Here is an 18,580-nt window from a genome sequence, read left to right on the forward strand (position 1 = left end):
GACATCCCAAGTGATGACCGATGCGTGACCTCGAGAGCCAGGACTGGACACGCCACGAGACGGCCCAGCACATGGCCGAGCAGATCTGTCTGGGGTTTCAGGCCCACGACCGGAAACAGCGGGACGAGGCCATCGAGGCGTTCGGTACCGTCGATTCGCTCCAGTTCTCACACATCGATATCGAAACCGCGACGCACGCGGCGACAGCGTACGTCGAAGCCCTGTGGGCCAAAGACGACACCGAGGTCAACCAGATGGCCGACGGCGAGATTGACCCCGACAAGCTCGCGGACGCCGACTGGGAATCCGTCCGCGAGAAGTTCCGAGAACGGGCGTCCATCGTCGGTATGAACCCGCGGTATGCGGAACTGTCGACGACAGCCTGGCGCAACCACAAAACCGGCCGGGACTACTGGACGCCCATCCAACGAGCCCAGGCAATCGAGCTCCGCGCGGCGATGAGCGACGGGGAGTACCCGCGCAAGCCCCGATACGGACAGTCTGGGTTCGGGCCGGAGGCGGCCCGGTACGCACTGGCGGTCGAACTACACGACATGCATACGGACCGGCACTGGCAGCAGGCGACGGACGTGATGGTGCCATACTTCAAGTCGATACTAGAGGCGCATGACTGACGATACGCCGACCGGACTCTCACCCGGTCCTCTGGCCGACGCCACGATCACCAGCGACGAGAACGACGGGCAGGTGTCCATCCTGCACGTCGACGACGACCCGGACATGCTCTCGCTGTCGAAGACGATGCTCGAACGCCGGGACATCGACGTGACGACCCGGACCAGCGCCGAAGAGGGACTGGAGTTGCTCCGTGAGGCCGACGTGGGCTGTATCGTCAGCGACTACGAGATGCCACGGACCGACGGATTAGAGTTTCTGGAAGCTGTCCGAAAGGAGTACCCCGACCTCCCGTTCATCCTCTTTACGGGCAAAGGCGGCGAGGAGATCGCGAGCAAGGCCATCTCGGCCGGCGTCACCGACTATCTCCAGAAAGAACCCGACGAGGGCCAGTACACGGTGCTGGCGAACCGAATCGTCAATCTGGTCGAACAGTACCGTGTTAAGAAGGCCGTCGAGCAGACCCAGAAGCGGTTCAGCAGGCTCATCGAACACTCGACGGACGTCATTTCGGTCGTCAGCCCGGACGCGCGCTTCGAGTATCTCTCCCCGTCGGCCGAACACATCCTCGGCTACGAACCGAGCGAGATGGTCGGCGAGTACATCTTCGATTACGCACACCCCGAGGACCGCGACGAGGCCATGGAGAAGTTCTTCGAGACTGTCAAACACCCCGACAAGCAGCCGACCGTCGAGTTCCGGTTCAAACACCCCGACGGCTCCTGGCCCGTCCTCGAATCCCGGGGCCGAAACCTGCTCGACGACCCCGACGTGCAGGGGTTCGTCGTCAACTCACGGGAGATCACCGAACTCCGCGAGCACGAACAGAAGCTGAAACGACAGAACGACCAGCTAGAGGGTATCCGCAGTGCCGTCTCTCACGACCTGAAAAACCCACTGAACGTCGCCAGAACGACGCTCGACCTGGTCGTCGAGGATTTCGACGACCCCGACCGCCGCGACGATTTGCCCGACCACTTCGACCGCCTCGGCCGCGCACTGGACCGGATGAATGCCATCATCAGCGACATGCTGACCATGGCCCAGCAGGGCCAACGGGTGGTCGACCTCGAGCCGATAGAACTGTCGACAGTCGCCCGCGCCGCCTGGGAGATGGCGGGGGACGACCACGCCACGCTGGAACTCGACGACGCGCCGACGGTCCAGGCCGACGAGAGCCGCCTCCAGCAACTCCTCGAGAACCTCTTCCGCAACGCCGTGGAGCACAGCGCCACGAGCGACCGCTCGCAGGCCCAGGCGGACTCCACCCAGCACGCGACGACCGACGTGACGGTCTCTCTGGGCACCACGACTGTGGTCGACGGCGACGACACACAGGTCGTCGGCCTCTACGTCGAGGACGACGGACCGGGGATTCCCGAGGATAAACAGGAGAAAGTGTTCGAGTCCGGCTACTCCACCGCCGAGAGGGGGAGCGGCTTCGGGTTGGCCATCGTCGAGCAGATCGCCAGGGCGCACGGCTGGGCGGTCGATATCGCCGACCCCACCGGGGCCCAGGCAAACGCCGACTCGCCCGACACCGGCACGCGGGTCCTGATCAGCGGCGTGCGGGTCGAGTGACGGTCAGACCGTCGGCGCTAGCGCGATTCCGACGGTCATCGCACCCGCGACGAACAGCGGGATGGTCAGATTGTCGTCGATTACGTACCCTCTGAGTACGGGTTTCACACCGTCGGCCACCGTCGCACCCAGCCCACCGAGGAGGACCGCCGACGACGGCAGACCGAATCCAAAAAACGCGCTCGACCCGTAGGCCAGTCCGGTACTGACCAGAAACATCGCGACGAGGACGCGCGGTCGCTTGACCGTCCGGAGTTCGTCGTCGCTGAGCAGGCCGGAAACCGGGTCTGCGAGCGTGAGAATAAGGATAGCGGGGACGGCGATGGCAGGTCCGAACAGGAGTCCCGTTATCGACCCGCTGAACACGTACAGCGCGTATCCTGCCGGACTGTCCTGCTCGTACTCCCTGGTCAGTACGTCGTAGACGACCCACTGGAAACCGAAACTCAGTCGAGCCACTTCGAGAACAATCGTGAGCGCGAGTCCGCCGACGAGAACGTACCTGATTTGGGGCCACGTGAGCAGGTCCAGCAGGTAGAGTCCAGGCACCCCTGCACCGCTCGCGTGAACGAGTCGGCGTGCGGCCTCGTTGGCCATCAGAGGTCGCCGATGGTCGTCTCGCCGGCCCGGAGGTCTGCGACGACCCCTGGCAGGTCGTCGACCGGGACGCGGGCCTGGGCCGTCGTGTCACGGTCGCGGACCGTCACCGTCCCGTCCTCCAGTGTGTCGTAGTCGACGGTCACGCAGTAGGGCGTGCCGACCTCGTCCTGCCGTCGATAGCGCCGGCCGATGGAGCCGGACGCGTCCTCGGCCACCTCGAAGCCGGCCTGGCGGAGTCGCTCGGCGACCTCGCCGGCCCGCTCACCCAGGCCATCCTTGTCCATCAGCGGGAAAACGGCGACCGTGGTCGGTGCCAGCTCCGGCGGCAGGGTCAGGACGGTACGGTCCTCGTCGGCGTCCTCGCCCGCGTCGTCACGTTCGAGCGTGTGCGCGAGTACGGTGTACACCAACCGGTCGACACCGAACGACGGTTCGACGACGTGTGGCGTGACGTGCTCACCGGCCTCGGTAACCTCCTCGATCGAAAAGCCGGTCTTCTCGACGGGGACCGCGTACTCGTCGCCATCCACGTCGACGGTCACCGTGTCGTCATCGAAGGCAGTTCGGTCCCGCTCGGCCAGGTCCTCTAAGGCCTCGCCGACGGCGGCGGCGTCGCCGCCGAACTCCGGACCGAGGTAGCTCATCTCCGGGTCGACGGTGGCACGCTCGACGGTGATCGGGTCGTCGTACTGTTTGAAAATCGTGAAGTCGTCGTCGGCGTACTCGCCGTGTTTCGTGAGGTCGTAGTCGCCCCGATAGGCGAAGCCGGTGATCTCGATCCAGTCCGGGTCGGCCCCGGGAGCGCTGGTGTCGGCTTCCGCGTCCCAGCAGTCCGCGGCGTAGTGGGCGAGTTCGCCAGAGCGGTGCTGGCGGAACCGAAACCGGTCCATGTCTACGCCGATGCGCTCGTACCAGCCCTGGGCGACGCCCAGATAGTAGGCCACCCAGTCGCTGCCGACGACGCCCGCTTCGACGGCCTCCTGTACCGTGAGTTCGACCGGTTCGCCGTCCTCGTCGTCCTGTTGTGCTTCCGAATAGAGCGTGACCTCGACGTCCGCGACGGACTCCAGGTCGGGGTCGTCGGTCTCGGGGTCGACGAAGTGCTCGAGTTCGGCCTGTGCGAACTCCCGGAGCCGAACCAGTCCCTTGCGAGGGCTGATCTCGTTGCGGTATGCCGCGCCAATCTGGGCGACACCGAACGGTAACTGGCCGCGTGCATACTCTTTCAGCCGGGGGAACTCCACGAAGATACCCTGGGCGGTCTCGGGGCGCAGGTAGCCTGGCGACGAACTCCCGGGGCCGATCGTCGTCTCGAACATGAGGTTGAAGTCCTCGACCGGTTCACCCGCCAGTTCGGTGCCACACGAGGGACAGACCACGTCGTTCTCGGCGACGATCTCCTCGATATCCGTGATGGCGATGGACTCGGCTTCCTCGATGTCGGTGTTGTCCTCGACGATGTGGTCGGCACGGTGGGAGGCCCCACACTCCGGGCACTCGACGATCATATCGTCGAAGCCGTCGAGGTGGCCCGAGGCTTCGAAGACGGGTTCGGGCATCACGTTGGGGGCCTCGATCTCCATGTGGCCCTCGCGCCGGACGAAGCGGTCGCGCCAGGCGTCTTCGAGGTTCTCCTTCAGGGTTGCCCCTTCGGGACCGTAGACGTAGAATCCGGAGACGCCGCCGTAGGCCTCGCTGGACCGGAAAAAAAAGCCCCGTCGCTTGGCCAGTTCCGTGAGTCGGTCGGCTGCTGTGTCGTCGGTCATCGGTAGAGTGCACGCAGGAGGTCGACGTCCTGAGCGACGCCGACGAGGGTGTCGCCCGAGACGAGCGGAATCTGCTCGATGTCGTTGTCGATCATCAACTGGGCGGCGTCCCGTGCCGTCCGGTGCTTCGAGACCGTGACGACCCCGCCGCTCATGAACTCTCGGACCGGTTTGGCGGGAATCTCGACGTTACGGGTCGGCATGTAGCTGTTGCCGACGGCCTTGACCGACTCCCACTTCCAGTCGTCGTCGTCGTCGGCGATGGACTCACCGGTGTCGGCTTCGCCTTCGACGACGCGGGCCACCTCGAGGATGTCGACTTCAGTGATGATGCCGTCCATGTCGCCCTCGTCGTCGAGAACGATCGCGTAGGGGACGCCCGCATGGGAGAGTTCCTGCTCGGCCATGGGCAGCGGGGCCTCGACGTAGACACAGTTGATCTCCCGGGTCGCGAGCCCACCGACCTCGCTGTCGCCGTCGACCTCACCCTCGGCGATGGCGTGGACCACGTCGGTGACCGTGACGATGCCTTCGAGTTGCCCGTCGACGACGGGGACGCGTCGGGCACCCTCGGTGACCATCAACTCCGCGACGTCGGTGAGGTCTGTGTCCGCCGTGGTGGTCGGCACCTCCTCGACCAGCAACGCGAGTTGGTCCTCGTCGGGCCGTTCGATCAGCGCGTCCCGGGAGACCAGTCCACGGAACTCCTCGCCCTCGTCGGTCTCGTTGATAACGGGAACCGAGGAGAATGCCCGCTCTTGGAGATACTCGAGGACGTCGTCACGCGTCCCTGGCAACTCGACCGTGACGACCGCTGAACGGGGCGTCATGGCGTCTGCGACCTTCATATTGGGTGCATCTCCTGTCCGCACCTACTAATGCCTTCACATTGGCCCCGCCTCCCGGCGACCGATGCCGTTGCTACCCCCTGAACCGCTATCGGGCGCCGAGACGAGCAGACACGTCTTACCGGACCGACGCGAGCGGTCTGGCCTCGCTGGGTCGACACGAACTGCTCGGTCGCGTCAGGTCGACCCGAGCAACCCGACCCGACGGACCGACCCGACCAGCATCGTAAAGAGAACCACAATAATCCGGCACATTTTTATTGCCGTGCGTAAGAGTGACATGCATGCCACAGGATGGCGCCGCCAGGGAATCAGTCGTAGACTGCGAAGCGATGGGCTCGGTCGACAGCGGCGAAGTCGACCAGTTCATTATTGCATACCCGTGTCAGGACGACGCCTGGGCGTCCATCCCGCTTACAGACGCCGCTCCGCTCAACGAGTGGTGTTGAGGCCCGTTGCGCTCTCGTTCAGTAACCGACCCCAGCCAGGGCGTGGTATAGCGAAAAAGTAAGTCCCGAGCGCCGCGACGGACCGTCGTCCGACCGTTCAAAAAAGCGGAGACGTCGCGCCAGGCGGTCTCGTACAAGCCGTCGCCGTCGGGGTCGATCGGCGCGAACGATGAAGATTTTTGACCCGTCACATTGTGTGGACCTACATGGATTATCGCGAAGTCGAGGGTGCCCGGGAGTACGTTGCCCGACTCGACCACGGCGTCGGCTGGCGCAGTCAGATCGAGGAGTTCGCCGCCGAGGAAGGCATCGATGCGGCCTTTTTTGTCGGACTGGGCGCGGTGCAGGACGCGACGCTACTGTTCTACGACCAGGAGGTCCAGGAGTACGACGCCGTCGAGTTCGACGAACCGTTCGAGGTCGTTCCTTCGGTCGGCAACGTCTCGTGGTTAGAGGGCGACCGCTTCGCGCACACACACATGACACTCTCACGTGAGGACGGTTCGGTCGTCGCTGGGCATCTGGACGAGGCGACGACGTTTGCGGGCGAACTCTACCTGCGGGAGTTCGACACGAAACTGGACCGGGAACACGACGAAACGACCGACCTCGACCTCTGGCCGCTGTAATGCGGGAGGCAGACGAGCGGTACTTCGAGCGGTTGGAAGCCGGCCTCGACGACGCCTTCGAGGTCGCCACCGCGGCCCGCGAGCGCGGCGGCGACCCCACCGAAGACGTGGAGATTCCGACGGCCCGGGACATGGCCGACCGCGTCGAGAACATCCTCGGAATCGACGGCGTGGCCGAGCGCGTTCGCGAACTCGAGGGCGAGATGAGCCGCGAGGAAGCCGCGCTCGAACTCGTCGCGGACTTCGTCGACGGCACCGTCGGCGACTACGACAGCGACGCGGGGAAGATCGAGGGCGCGGTCCGGACCGCCGTCGCCCTGCTCACCGAGGGGGTCGTCGCCGCCCCCATCGAGGGAATCGACCGCGTCGAAGTGCTGGAGAACGACGACGGGTCGGCGTTCGTCAACGTCTACTACGCCGGCCCGATCAGGTCTGCGGGCGGGACCGCACAGGCTCTGTCCGTGCTCGTCGCGGACTACGCCCGCTCGTTGCTTGGGATGGACGAGTTCAGGGCCCGTAACGACGAGATCGGCCGGTACGCCGAGGAGGTCGACCTCTACGATCAGGAGACGGGCCTGCAGTACTCCCCCAAGGAAAAAGAGAGCAAATTCATCGCCGAACACATGCCGATCATGCTGGACGGGGAGGCCACCGGCGACGAGGAGGTGTCGGGGTACCGCGACCTCGAACGGGTCGACACCAACTCCGCCCGCGGCGGGATGTGCCTGGTCTTCGCCGAGGGAATCGCCCTGAAGGCCCCGAAGATCCAGCGGTACACCCGCAACCTGGAGGAGGTAGAGTGGCCCTGGCTGCAGGACCTCATCGACGGCACCATCGGTAAGGCCAACGGCGACGAGGCCGAGACAGCCGAAGATGCCGACCCCGACGACGAAACCGGCGATGAGGCTGCCGACGAACCGGCGGGCCCGCCCCGCGTCGACCCCTCGAAAAAGTTCCTGCGCGACCTCATCGCCGGTCGGCCGGTGTTCACCCACCCGAGCGAACCCGGGGGGTTCCGACTGCGATACGGTCGGGCGCGCAACCACGGATTCGCAACCGCGGGTGTCCACCCTGCCACGATGCACCTGGTCGACGACTTTCTCGCGACCGGGACACAGATCAAGACCGAACGGCCCGGCAAAGCCGCGGGCGTCGTCCCCGTCGACAGTATCGAGGGCCCGACAGTTCGACTGGCCAACGGTGACGTGCGCCGTATCGACGACCCACAGGAGGCTCTGAAAGTTCGCAACGGTGTCGAAGCCATCCTCGACCTCGGGGAGTATCTGGTCAACTACGGCGAGTTCGTCGAGAACAACCACCCGCTCGCCCCGGCCTCCTACACCGTCGAGTGGTGGGAGCAGGACCTGGCAGCCACCGACGCCGACGTACAGGCGATGCGTGACTCCGTCCAGGTCGACCTCGCCGACCCCGACGCCGGCGAGGCCATCGAGTGGGCAACGGAGTACGGCGCACCGTTACATTCGAAGTACACCTACTGCTGGCACGACGTGTCCGTCGATGAGTTCGAACGGCTGGCGGCAGCCGTGGCGGACGGCCACGTCGCGGAGGCCGACGGTGCGAGCGAGGAGGCCAGTCGAACCGCTTCGGAGAGGCGAGCGGAGAGCGAGGACGACCCGCGGCCCGTTACAGAACGGAACGCCGGCAACCCCACCGACGGCGACCTGGTCGTCCCCCGACCCGAAGCCGCGGACGCCGACGTGGCCGGCGTCCTCGAGAGCCTCCTCGTGGACCATCACCAGGACGAGGACCGACTGGTCGTCCCCGACTGGAAACCGCTCGTCCTGTCGCTTGGCCTCACCGAACGGCTGGACGGGGGGTGGGACCCCGACGACCTCCCCACTTCGGCCCGGGAGTACGCCGACGGCGACAACGCTAGCCGCGCGGTCAACGCCGTCGCGCCCTTCGAGATCCGGGAACGGGCACCGACCCGCATCGGCAATCGGATGGGCCGACCCGAGAAGTCCGAATCCCGCGAACTCTCGCCGGCGGTTCACACGCTGTTCCCTATCGGCGAGGCCGGCGGTAACCAGCGTGACATATCCAAAGCCGCCGACGCCGGCGACGCAGTCGAGGGGACACAGGGCGAAATCGAGGTGCAGGTCGGCCGCCGGGAGTGTGGCGACTGTGGCACCCGGACGTACCACGCCCGCTGTCCCGACTGCAACGGCGTCACCGACGCCGTCTACGTCTGTCGGGACTGCGATGTCGAGGTCGAACCCGACTCTGCGGGCCGGGCCGAGTGCCACCGCTGTGAATCGCTGGCCGCACCCGTCCAGTACAAGACGATCAGCGTTCGCGAGCAGTTCCAGGACGCCCTCGAGGCGGTGGGCCTCCGCGAGAACGCCTTCGACATCGTCAAAGGCGTCAAGGGACTCTCCTCGAAGACGAAGACGCCCGAACCTATCGAGAAAGGCGTTCTCAGAGCGAAGCACGGGGTCTCGGCGTTCAAAGACGGCACTGTCCGCTACGACATGACCGACCTTCCCGTCACCGCCGTCCGCCCCGCAGAACTCGACGTGACTGCCGACCAGTTCCGGGAACTGGGCTACGAGGAAGACATGCAGGGCGAACGCCTACGCCACGACGATCAACTGGTCGAACTCAAAGTGCAGGACGTCGTCCTCTCGGACGGTGCGGCCGAACACATGCTCAAGACGGCCGATTTCGTCGACGACCTGCTGGAGTCCTACTACGGTCTCGACCCCTTCTACGACGTCGGGGACCGACAGGACCTCGTCGGCGAACTGGTCTTCGGGATGGCACCGCACACCAGCGCGGCGACAGTTGGCCGAATTGTCGGATTTACGTCAGCTGCGGTCGGATACGCGCATCCGTACTTTCACGCCGCGAAACGACGGAACTGCTTCCATCCGGAGACCGAAATCCGGTACGAAGACGAGGGCGAGCGACTCCGGGATGTATCCATCGCCAAGTTCGTCGAGCGACGATTCGACGACCCCGAAACCGACGAGTTCGGCGTCCAGTTCACGGAACTCGACGAGGCGGTACGCGTCCAGTCACTCGACGACGATGGGAACTGGGTACGAAAGCGTGTCGAGGCGGTCTCGAAACACCCCGCACCCGATCATCTGGTCGAGATCGAAACCGAGACCGGACGGTCGCTTACCGTTACGCCGGACCACGAGATGGTTCGGTGGACGGGCGGTGTCGGGCCCGTTCGCGCGCACGAACTCGAACCCGGCGACGCGATTCCGGTGGACGGAAGCGATCAGCAAAAACCAGCGACTGCGACGCCCCAAGCGGTCGGTGACGGCGGTACGAACGTTGAAGTAGTAGATCGGGTCCAGTTCCGCCCGTCCGATGTCGAACACACGTACTGTCTCACGGTTGCAGACACGAACCGGGTCGTCGCGAACGGGATTCTCACTGCCCAGTGTGACGGCGACGAGGACTGCGTGATGCTCCTGCTCGATGGCCTCCTGAATTTCAGCAAGAAGTACCTGCCCGACAAGCGTGGCGGGAGCGTCGCTGAGGACTCCCGACTCGTTGCCGTCGATCCGGAGGACAACGTCCGGTTCCTGACCTTCGACGAGTTCTGGAGCGAACTCGAATCGCCGCTGGAGGTCGACGGGAAGTTTCGGAAGCGGACCTGTTACGCCGAGGGCTGGCGGACCTACGCTTTCGACGAGAACCACGAGGCGACACTCCAGCCAATTGAGAAAGCGATCAGGTACCGGGCGGACGACGACGAGTCGTTGGTCGAAATCGAGACGCAGTTCGGTCGATCACTGGCGATCACCGAACACCACAGTCTGTTCCGATACGACGACGGAATCGAGGAGGTAGCCGGTGGGGACCTCGAAGCGGGCGACCTCGTCGTCGCGCCCCGCGAACTCGACGTCGAGACCGAGCGGACGACTATCGACGTAACCGAGTGTGTCGACGAGCCGTATGTCGTCATCGACGACCACGTCGAAGACCTCCTGCGGACTGTCTGGGAGTTGGGGACGGCTGGAAGTGACGAACGCGCGGCTTTCCTCACCGGTCTCGACCACCAGCCACCTGCTGGTGGACTGGATTACCGACTCTCGAAGGAGAAAATCCCTCTCGACACGCTGGAGGCGATCCTCGAGGCCGGCGAGTTCGAACTCCCGGAGACAACGGAGATCGGTCGACCAGGTGCCTCCGATGGGATTTCTCGAACCATCGAAGTTGACGAGGACTTCGCGTGGCTTCTCGGCCTGTTCGCCGCCGAGGGAACGACCTCGAGCGTCTGTCCGGCGATCAACAACGCCGACGAGGGCCGTATCGACCGAGCCGCGGAGATCATCGAGGATGCCCTCGGACACGAACCCGGCAGACGGTGGTCGAACCGGGCGTACGAACTCCGGTTCCCGGCCGTCTTCCGCGACGTACTGTACGATCTCGGGTTCGAGGACGCCGACTCGTACGATTCGAGCGAGAAGGTCGTCCCGGATTGTATTCTCGACGCACCGCGGGAAGTCGTCCGCTCGTTCCTCCGGGGACTCGTCGCGGGTGACGGGAGTGACAAGACCGACGACAACGTCACGACGGTCACGTTTTATACCACTAGCGACGAGGTAAAGGACGGCATCGTATTCCTCCTGCACCGTCTCGGTCTCGTCGCAGACATCTCCGAACAGACCGACCGTGACGGGAACCGCCAGGACATCTACACGATCACGGTTTCGGGCGGTGCGACGAACAACCCACTCCATCGGATCCTCGATGGCGATGAACCCTACTACCCGAAGAGTCTGGTCGTCTCGATACCGAATGCGCTGATGGAGATCCGGAAGATGGAAATCGACGGGGTCAGACAGTTGATCCCGAAATACCTGAAACGCCGGGCGAACATCTCGCTGGAGAAACTCCGCGGGATCGTCAGGGAACTCGAATCCGTGGACCTGCCCGCCGACGCGGCGGAGCGACTCGACGATCTCCGTCCGCTCGTTGATGGTGATCTCTCGTATCTGCGCGTCGAAAGCGTTGACCGCGTCGACTACGACGGCTATCTCTACGATCTGCAGGTCGGCGGCGATCCGATTTTTACGGCAAACTGGCTGTACGCACACAACTCCATGGACGCACCCTTGGTCATGTCCTCCCGAATCGACCCGACCGAGATCGACGACGAGGCCCACAACATGGACGTGATGGATCGCTATCCTCGCGAGTTCTACGAGGCCACGCGTGAGATGGCCGACCCCGAGGCGGTCGCGGACATCATGACCATCGCCGAGGAACACCTGGGAACGGACCGCGAGTACACTGATTTCCGGCACAGCCACGACACGAGCAACATCGCGCTCGGTCCGGACCTATCGGCGTACAAGACGCTTGACGACATGATGAAGAAAATGAACGCCCAGCTGGAACTGTCCCGGAAGCTGCGGGCCGTCGACGAGACCGACGTGGCAGAACGGGTCATCGAGTACCACTTTCTACCCGATATCATCGGCAACCTGCGGGCGTTCTCACAGCAGGAGACTCGCTGTCTGGACTGTGGTGAAAAGTACCGCCGCGTCCCACTGACCGGTGACTGCCGGAACTGCGGCGGCGATATGACCCTCACGGTTCATCACGGCTCGGTGACCAAGTACATCGACACCGCTCTCGAAGTGGCCGAGGAGTACGGGACCCGGGAGTACACGACACAGCGGCTGGAAATCCTGAAACAGTCAATCGAACGCATCTTCGAGAACGACAACAACAAACAGAGCGGAATCGGGGACTTCATGTAGCCCGTCACAACCGCGAGCAGCGCGAGTAACCGGAGGTTTCGTCACAGCTTTTTTTAAGAGCGGTTACCGGCGGCGGGAATCGGACGCCGCACCACCGCTCCGGACTGCGACCGCGCCGTCGGTAGTTTTCGTAGCGCGACATCCTCAATTATGAAATACATTCAACAGGTTCCAATCCAACAGTACGACAGTGGCGGAGAGAGCCATCAGCCCTGTACTCGGGACCGTGTTGCTCGTCGGGTTAGTCCTGATTCTCTCCGCGGTCGGGTTCGCGATGTTTCAAACGATGGCCGACGACCCGGGTGGGGCGCCGACGGTCGACCTCCGGACGACTGACCTCAACGTCGACGGCTGTTCGCTTACGTACGTCGTCGCCGACGGGTCCCACGGCGGACTCGTGTTCTACCGGGCAGGCGACCAGCGGGTGCTAATCGACGACGACGGCAACGGAAAGACTGACGCGGGCGAGACGGTGCGACTGCCGCCGCGTAACGCGGTCACGTTCCTGGCCAACGACTCCGAACAGATATACGAGGTCGATCAGTTCGACGGTGGGAACGGGGACTGTCTCACCGCCGCCGGTCGTGAAAAGCCGGGCGCCCGAACAACGCACGGTATCCGGTACGACGTCGAATACTACAGTGGTTCCGGAACCGTCGGTAACTCCCTCAACGAGATCTCCATCTCGTACGAGTCGGGGTCGGGTGCCGACGCCTCGGGCGTCACGGCGGACGACGTAGTCGCCGTCGGATTCGACCGAGACGACGACCCGGACATCGACGTGTCGGTCGGCGGCGACCTCCAGAGCGTGTCGGCGAGCAACGGTGGGCGAACGCTGGAACTCGGCTTTACCGGCAACTACAACGTCAAACGTGACGACGAGATCATCGTTCGGTACGACGCGGTGAAGAATCCGACGGCGGCGGGCACGTACACCACGTCGGTGAACGTCAACGGCGACGTGACACAGTCTGGAAAGATCAGGGTGCGTTGACGACGTCCCGCCCGCGCAGACCGCAGAACCGGTAGCAAGCGGCCGGTCGGTGTCCGTGTTTTGCCCCCGCAGGCACACCCGGTGGTCGTTCGTTTCCACCCCTGACCGCAGATTTAATTATCCACCGGGTAGAGGTCAGTGTGTATGAGTAACACGACAGAGCGTACCACGCCGTCGTTCGGGCAGACGGTGTACGACGACGACGGCAACGAACTGGGCCGCATCCGCGGGTTCGACGAGCACGGATTCTATGTGACCCTCGACCAGGGTATCGAGGGCCTCTCGGAGGAACACGTCACCTCCGGCCACGGGTTGGGTGAAGCCGAGTTAATGTGGCGCTGCTGGGAGTGTGGTGAAATGGGCGACATCAACGAGGACATCCCCGACGCCTGTCCCACCTGTGACGCGCCCAAAGAGGACATCTATTACTGGACCGAGGACTGACCGGCGACCGTGGATGTCCTCGTGTTCGGAGCCGGGAGCCTCGGTTCGCTCGTCGGCGGCCTGCTCGCACGACAACACCGCGTAACCCTCGTCGGGCGGGACCCCCACGTCGCGACGGTCGACGCCGAGGGCCTGACTGTCGACGGCGAACTCGAGTGTCACGTCGGCCCGGCGGCCGCAACCGCGGTCCCGGCCGATGCCGCGCCGGAACTGGCGGTCGTGACGGTCAAAGCGTACGATACGGTGGCGGCCGCCGACGCACTGACCGACTGTAGTCCGGCGGCTACCCTCTCGCTGCAGAACGGCCTCGACAACGAGACAGTGCTGGCCGCTCGTCTCGACTGCCCGGTTCTCGCGGGGACCTGTACGTACGGCGCGGTGCTTTCGGAACCGGGCCGGGTCACCTGTACCGGCGTCGGCGAGGTCGTGCTGGGACCGCGGGCGGGTGGCGAGTCCGAGTCCGCCGCCCGGGTCGGCGCGGCCTTCGACGACGCGGGATTCGAGACCACGGTCGCGACGGACATGCCCCGGCGGTCGTGGGAGAAACTGGCGGTCAACGCCGGAATCAACGCGACGACGGCGCTCGCCCGGGTCGAGAACGGCCGGGTGCTGGACGACCCAGCCAGTGAGGTGGCGGTGACGGCTGCACGCGAGACGGCCCGGGCGGCGCGTGAGGCCGGTGTCGACCTGTCCGACGAGGCGGCCACTGCGGCCGTCCGGCGGGTCGCGGCGGCGACGGCCGACAACACGTCCTCGATGCACCAGGACGTGCTGGCCGAGTGCCGGACGGAGGTCGACGCGATCAACGGGGCCGTCACAGAGCGGACCGACGCGCCGGTCAACCGGACCATGGCGGCTCTGCTCCGGGCCTGGGAACGGGCGCGCGACCTCAGATGAGTTGCAAAGGTTTAGTGGGTCGCCGTCCGGAGGGTTTCGTGATGGAAATCTTCGGGTCCAGCGGCGTTCGTGGGGTGGCAAACGAGTACCTCAACCCCGAGTTCGTCTGCAACATCGCACAGGCGGCGGGGTCCGTCTGGGACGCCGACGCCGTCGCGCTGGCCCGGGATACGCGAACCACCGGCGAGATGCTCGGCGACGCCGCGGCCAGCGGACTCGTCAGCGTCGGCGCGGACGTCCACCGACTCGGTGTGCTCCCGACGCCCGGCCTGCAGGCCTACTGCGAGCGGGTCGGCGTCCCAGGCGTGATGATCACCGCCTCGCACAATCCGCCCCAGTACAACGGCGTGAAATTGGTCGGAGCCGACGGGGTCGAACTCTCGCGGGGGACCTTGGAACGAGTCGAGGACCGCCTGCTTGCAGAGGACTTCGCCGCGGTCGCCTGGGACGCGACGGGCCGTGCGGAACGGGTCGACGATGCCCGCGACCGCTACGTCGATCAGTTACTGGCCGCCGTCGACCGTGACCGCATCGCCAGCGCCGGCCTGACGGTGGCGCTTGACCCCGGCCACGGCGCGGGCGCACTCACGAGTCCTCGTATCTTCCGTGAACTCGGCTGCGACGTGGTCACCGTCAACGCTCAGCCCGACGGGCACTTTCCCGGCCGCGACCCGGAACCCGTCGCGGAGAATCTGGCCGCCCTCGGACGGTTGGTCCGGACGGCCGACGCTGACGTGGGGGTCGCTCACGACGGGGACGCAGACCGGGCAATCTTCTTCGACGAGAACGGCGAGTTCGTCGAAGGCGACGCGGCGCTGGCGGCGCTTGCCGCCGCGGAGCTCGGCCCCGGCGACACGGCCGTCTCTGCGGTCAACGTCTCCCAGCGACTCGTGGACGTGGTCGACCGAGCCGGCGCGGACCTGTCGCTGACGGCTATCGGCAGTACGAACATCATCACGCGCATCCGCGACCTCCAGGCCGACGGCCAGTCGGTTCCGGTGGCCGGCGAGGGCAACGGTGGCATCCTCTTTCCGAACTACCGGGTCACTCGGGACGGTGCGTACACCGCCGCACGCTTTCTCGAACTGCTCGTCGACCGGTCGGTGAGCGACGTGGTCGCGCCATACGACGACTACCGGCTGCTCCGGACCGACGTGGAGTACGACACCGACGACGAGCGCCGCCGCCTGCTCGACGCCGTCGAAGCGGTCGCGCGGAACGCAGACGCAACCCTCGACACGACCGACGGCTACCGCCTGGACTACGGCAACAGCTGGGTGTTGGCCAGGCCTAGCGGGACCGAACCGGTGATTCGCGTGTACGCCGAGTCACAGGACCCGCCACGGTCGGCCACCCTCGTCGAACGAATGCACGAGGCCATGATCGCCGCCCGCGACGGGGGCTAGTCAGGCAGTTCCGAGAGCGTCGCCGCCAGGTCCTCCCGAGCCGCCCGCGTCGCGTTGAGATCCGCCGCGACCGCACCGGACTGGAGGCGCTCCCGTTCGGCATCGTCGAGTTGCTCGTGAGCCTGTGCACTCCGCCGAAGTCGGCCGTAGTCGTCCCGGTCGGTCAGCGCGCGGACGGTCCGGGCTCTCGCGACCACGTCTTCCGGCGCGAATCGCCCCGTGACCTGCACTAGCTCCCGGGCAAAAAAGCGCAGTTCCTCGGCGGCCGGCGGCGGCCAGGAAACGGTCAGCGGACCGCCGTCGAGTCGCCGGAGGTACGTCTGGCTGGTGCCGATGGCCGTCTTCAGCGCGGTGGCGTCTTCGACGTAGTGGTCGAGCTTCGACTTGGAGTAGTCGACGTAGTTCAACAGCGTGGGGATTGGCTCGGTTCCTGGGGGGTGGGTTTCGACGTACTCGGTGAGTTTCGCGGGTGGCTGGCGGTAGTCCACGAGCGGGAACGACGCCGTCGTCTCGATGAGTCCCAGCAGTTCGCGGGCCCCTGCCTCGCGTTTGAACTCGCGGAAGGCGTCCACGACCGCGTTGTTGTACGCGTCGATAGGCGCTCGCAGTCGCTCGACCGGGGCGTCAAGATCGGCCTCGCCCATCGCCACGAGTTCTTCGAGGTCGGCGATCCGTTCGTCAAGTTCACGCACGCGGCGCTCGGCACGGGTCCGGAGTTTCCCGTACCGACTCCGGGTCGCGTCCCGCTCGTCGAGCAGCGCGGCGTCGGCGGCGGCCGGCGAGAGGGCGTCCCGGGCCCGCTCGAAGTCGGACTCGCTGAGCCGGCGCTGCTGCATGATGTCGTCGACCTCCTCGAAGCACCTGCGATGTGACAGGTCCTCCGGCAACCCGTCGACGAACCGCCCCATCTCCTCTTGAAACTGGATGAAGACCTCGAAATCGCCGTCCCCGGTCGCCTCCTCCTCGTACGTGTCGAACAGGCTCTGGAGCCGGTCGTACTGTCGTGCGACGGTCTTCAGGTCGGCCTCACCGCGCTCCGTGACGCGAGCTTCTGTGTCCTCGGCAGCCTGGTGGGTCTCCGCCAGGTCCTCAATCAGGTCCGCCACGTCGTCGGGACCGGGGTCGTCACTCATCGTACACGTCGTCGGGGTCGAACACCTGTTCCCCGACAGTTTCACCGTCGACGGTGCGGTGGAAACACGAGCGATAGCCGGTATGGCAGGCACCGCCCTCCTGTTCGACACGGTACAACAATGCGTCCCCGTCGCAGTCGACGCGAATCTCATCGACCGCCTGGGTGTGACCGCTGGAGGCACCTTTCTCCCAGAGTTCGTCGCGGCTGCGTGAGTAGTAGTGTGCCCGCCCGGTCTCGCGAGTCCGCGCGACGGCCTCTCGGGTGACGAACGCGAGCATGAGCACCTCTCCCGAGACGGCGTCTTGGGCGACCGCCGGGAGCAAATCCTGCTCGTCGAAGGCTAACTCGACGTCGGCGTTGTCCATACTCCACCCTGTGACCGTGGTACCGATATGCTTTGTGTCAGCGCCGCTCTCCGTCGATATCATCCGTGGGTCCGAACCTCCCCGAATTTCAGGATTGATTATGCACGGCAAAACGAAACACTGTACGCGTACCAAATTTTCAAAAAATATAATCGAGTGCGAGGATTGAAATCGCTACGTGAGAGAGGTCCGGTCGATGGAACGCCGCAGGTTTCTCCAGCGCGGGGTAGCCGCAGCGGCTCTCGGGACCGTCGGCTGTCTCGGCAGCGGTGGTGAAGTCGTCGTGACGGTCAGCCGTGATGTCCGGATTGAACCCGGGACTGGCTGGATCAGAGAGATTCCCGACGTGTCCGACCCGGGTGGTTCGATTTCGTACATCTCCCGGTCGCAGGCTCCCTTCGACGTGTACTTTTTCACCAGCGAACAGCAGATGGGTCGATACGACGACTACACCAGCGGCGAGGACCCAGCGCAACCGCCGACTGGCGACCGCGACATCGGACGCACGGCCACGGAAACCGACGGCGGCCAGTACAAAGCCAGCACAAAAGACGACGGCGCCAGACAGTCTATCGACGAGAGCGGCCCGTACTACTTCGTTCTCGACCACTCGGACTACCCGGCTGCCGGCGGTGCCTGGCCGAGCGACATGCCGAAACGCCGGTCGATCTACCTGGACCTGACCGTCACGCGAAAGCGATTCGGGCTTTAGCTGACTGCAGACGCTAAGCCTCTGCCCGCAGGGAACGAGCGGAGCGAGTGAGTATGGCGGGGATACAGCGTCGTCGTCGTTTAGGTTCACTGCACGGCATGGCTCTCCTATCCCTACGGTCAATATTAACAGTACGACACCCGTCACGTCTCCGACGGTGTTCAAACGCGAAAAGAAGCGCGCACCGTCGGTTGTGGCTGAGTGTCCGCTCAGCAGGGGACACTCCGAACCACCTGTGACGGAACGTCGCCTGCGGAGTCCGGAGTCCCTGTGCCCACGTCGGGGATAAATTCCGACACAGAACCAGGCGGCCCTGTCCTCGACAAGCGAGGGGCGGGCAGCCCCGAGCGCGGTAGGGCAGGGGAGTTCAC

General features: G+C 65.0%; 15 protein-coding genes. 10 read left to right on the forward strand and 5 right to left on the reverse strand.

What is annotated here, in order from left to right:
• Positions 1-20: 20 nt before the first annotated feature.
• Both Q0964_RS09575 and Q0964_RS09580 read left to right on the forward strand, forming a co-directional pair.
• Entirely contained in the window at positions 21-635 is a 615-nt protein-coding gene (locus Q0964_RS09575; RefSeq protein WP_299266516.1) for a hypothetical protein, read from the forward strand.
• Positions 628-2,217 (forward strand): hybrid sensor histidine kinase/response regulator, encoded by a 1,590-nt coding sequence (locus tag Q0964_RS09580; protein WP_299266518.1) that lies wholly within the window; start codon positions 628-630, stop codon positions 2,215-2,217. Before Q0964_RS09575 ends, Q0964_RS09580 begins: the two co-directional genes overlap by 8 nt.
• A gap of 3 nt (positions 2,218-2,220) precedes the next feature.
• Here Q0964_RS09580 and Q0964_RS09585 read toward each other — a convergent pair whose 3' ends face one another.
• Genes Q0964_RS09585 through Q0964_RS09595 form a run of 3 tightly spaced genes read right to left on the reverse strand, consistent with a single transcriptional unit; the run spans position 2,221 to position 5,431 of the window.
• Positions 2,221-2,814: a diacylglycerol/polyprenol kinase family protein gene (locus Q0964_RS09585; protein ID WP_299266521.1), complete on the reverse strand. Its 594-nt coding sequence runs from the start codon at positions 2,812-2,814 to the stop codon at positions 2,221-2,223.
• Positions 2,814-4,583, reverse strand: coding sequence for a glycine--tRNA ligase (gene glyS, locus Q0964_RS09590; protein ID WP_299266525.1), 1,770 nt, complete (start codon positions 4,581-4,583; stop codon positions 2,814-2,816). Before glyS ends, Q0964_RS09585 begins: the two co-directional genes overlap by 1 nt.
• Positions 4,580-5,431 (reverse strand): CBS domain-containing protein, encoded by an 852-nt coding sequence (locus Q0964_RS09595; protein ID WP_299266528.1) that lies wholly within the window; start codon positions 5,429-5,431, stop codon positions 4,580-4,582. The genes glyS and Q0964_RS09595 overlap by 4 nt, the downstream gene beginning before the upstream one ends.
• A gap of 284 nt (positions 5,432-5,715) precedes the next feature.
• On the opposite strand from Q0964_RS09595, the gene Q0964_RS09600 reads away from it, so the two are divergent.
• The 7 genes from Q0964_RS09600 to glmM all read left to right on the forward strand — a co-directional run bounded on the left by Q0964_RS09600 (position 5,716) and on the right by glmM (position 15,997).
• Complete coding sequence (locus Q0964_RS09600; RefSeq protein ID WP_299266531.1) at positions 5,716-5,880, forward strand: DUF7556 family protein; 165 nt, start codon at positions 5,716-5,718, stop codon at positions 5,878-5,880.
• A gap of 206 nt (positions 5,881-6,086) precedes the next feature.
• Positions 6,087-6,509: a PPC domain-containing DNA-binding protein gene (locus Q0964_RS09605; protein ID WP_299266534.1), complete on the forward strand. Its 423-nt coding sequence runs from the start codon at positions 6,087-6,089 to the stop codon at positions 6,507-6,509.
• A complete protein-coding gene (locus Q0964_RS09610) occupies positions 6,509-12,256 on the forward strand; it encodes an LAGLIDADG family homing endonuclease (protein ID WP_299266537.1) in 5,748 nt (1,915 codons plus the stop codon). Before Q0964_RS09605 ends, Q0964_RS09610 begins: the two co-directional genes overlap by 1 nt.
• Positions 12,257-12,446: 190 nt before the next feature.
• The gene (locus Q0964_RS09615) at positions 12,447-13,250 is read left to right on the forward strand and encodes a type IV pilin domain-containing protein (RefSeq protein WP_299266539.1); all 804 of its coding nucleotides are present in this window, start codon (positions 12,447-12,449) and stop codon (positions 13,248-13,250) included.
• Between the two features lie 144 nt (positions 13,251-13,394).
• Positions 13,395-13,694: a DUF7130 family rubredoxin-like protein gene (locus Q0964_RS09620; protein ID WP_299266542.1), complete on the forward strand. Its 300-nt coding sequence runs from the start codon at positions 13,395-13,397 to the stop codon at positions 13,692-13,694.
• A gap of 9 nt (positions 13,695-13,703) precedes the next feature.
• Complete coding sequence (locus Q0964_RS09625; RefSeq protein ID WP_299266544.1) at positions 13,704-14,591, forward strand: ketopantoate reductase family protein; 888 nt, start codon at positions 13,704-13,706, stop codon at positions 14,589-14,591.
• Positions 14,592-14,632: 41 nt separating this feature from the next.
• Positions 14,633-15,997, forward strand: a complete 1,365-nt coding sequence (gene glmM / locus Q0964_RS09630) for a phosphoglucosamine mutase (protein ID WP_299266546.1) — start codon at positions 14,633-14,635, stop codon at positions 15,995-15,997.
• Here the strand turns inward: glmM and Q0964_RS09635 are convergent.
• Both Q0964_RS09635 and hisI read right to left on the reverse strand, forming a co-directional pair.
• Entirely contained in the window at positions 15,994-17,130 is a 1,137-nt protein-coding gene (locus Q0964_RS09635; RefSeq protein WP_299266549.1) for a DUF7118 family protein, read from the reverse strand. The two genes, glmM and Q0964_RS09635, sit on opposite strands and share 4 nt — an antisense overlap.
• Positions 17,123-17,497 carry a phosphoribosyl-AMP cyclohydrolase gene (hisI, locus tag Q0964_RS09640; protein WP_299266552.1) on the reverse strand — a complete coding sequence of 125 codons (375 nt, stop codon included), beginning with the start codon at positions 17,495-17,497 and terminating at the stop codon, positions 17,123-17,125. The genes Q0964_RS09635 and hisI overlap by 8 nt, the downstream gene beginning before the upstream one ends.
• Before the next feature lie 196 nt (positions 17,498-17,693).
• Here hisI and Q0964_RS09645 point away from each other — a divergent pair, with 196 nt between their 5' ends.
• A complete protein-coding gene (locus tag Q0964_RS09645) occupies positions 17,694-18,209 on the forward strand; it encodes a hypothetical protein (RefSeq protein ID WP_299266554.1) in 516 nt (171 codons plus the stop codon).
• Positions 18,210-18,580: the final 371 nt, after the last annotated feature.

This window comes from Halorientalis sp. (assembly GCF_028275115.1).
Taxonomy (GTDB): Archaea; Halobacteriota; Halobacteria; order Halobacteriales; family Haloarculaceae; genus Halorientalis.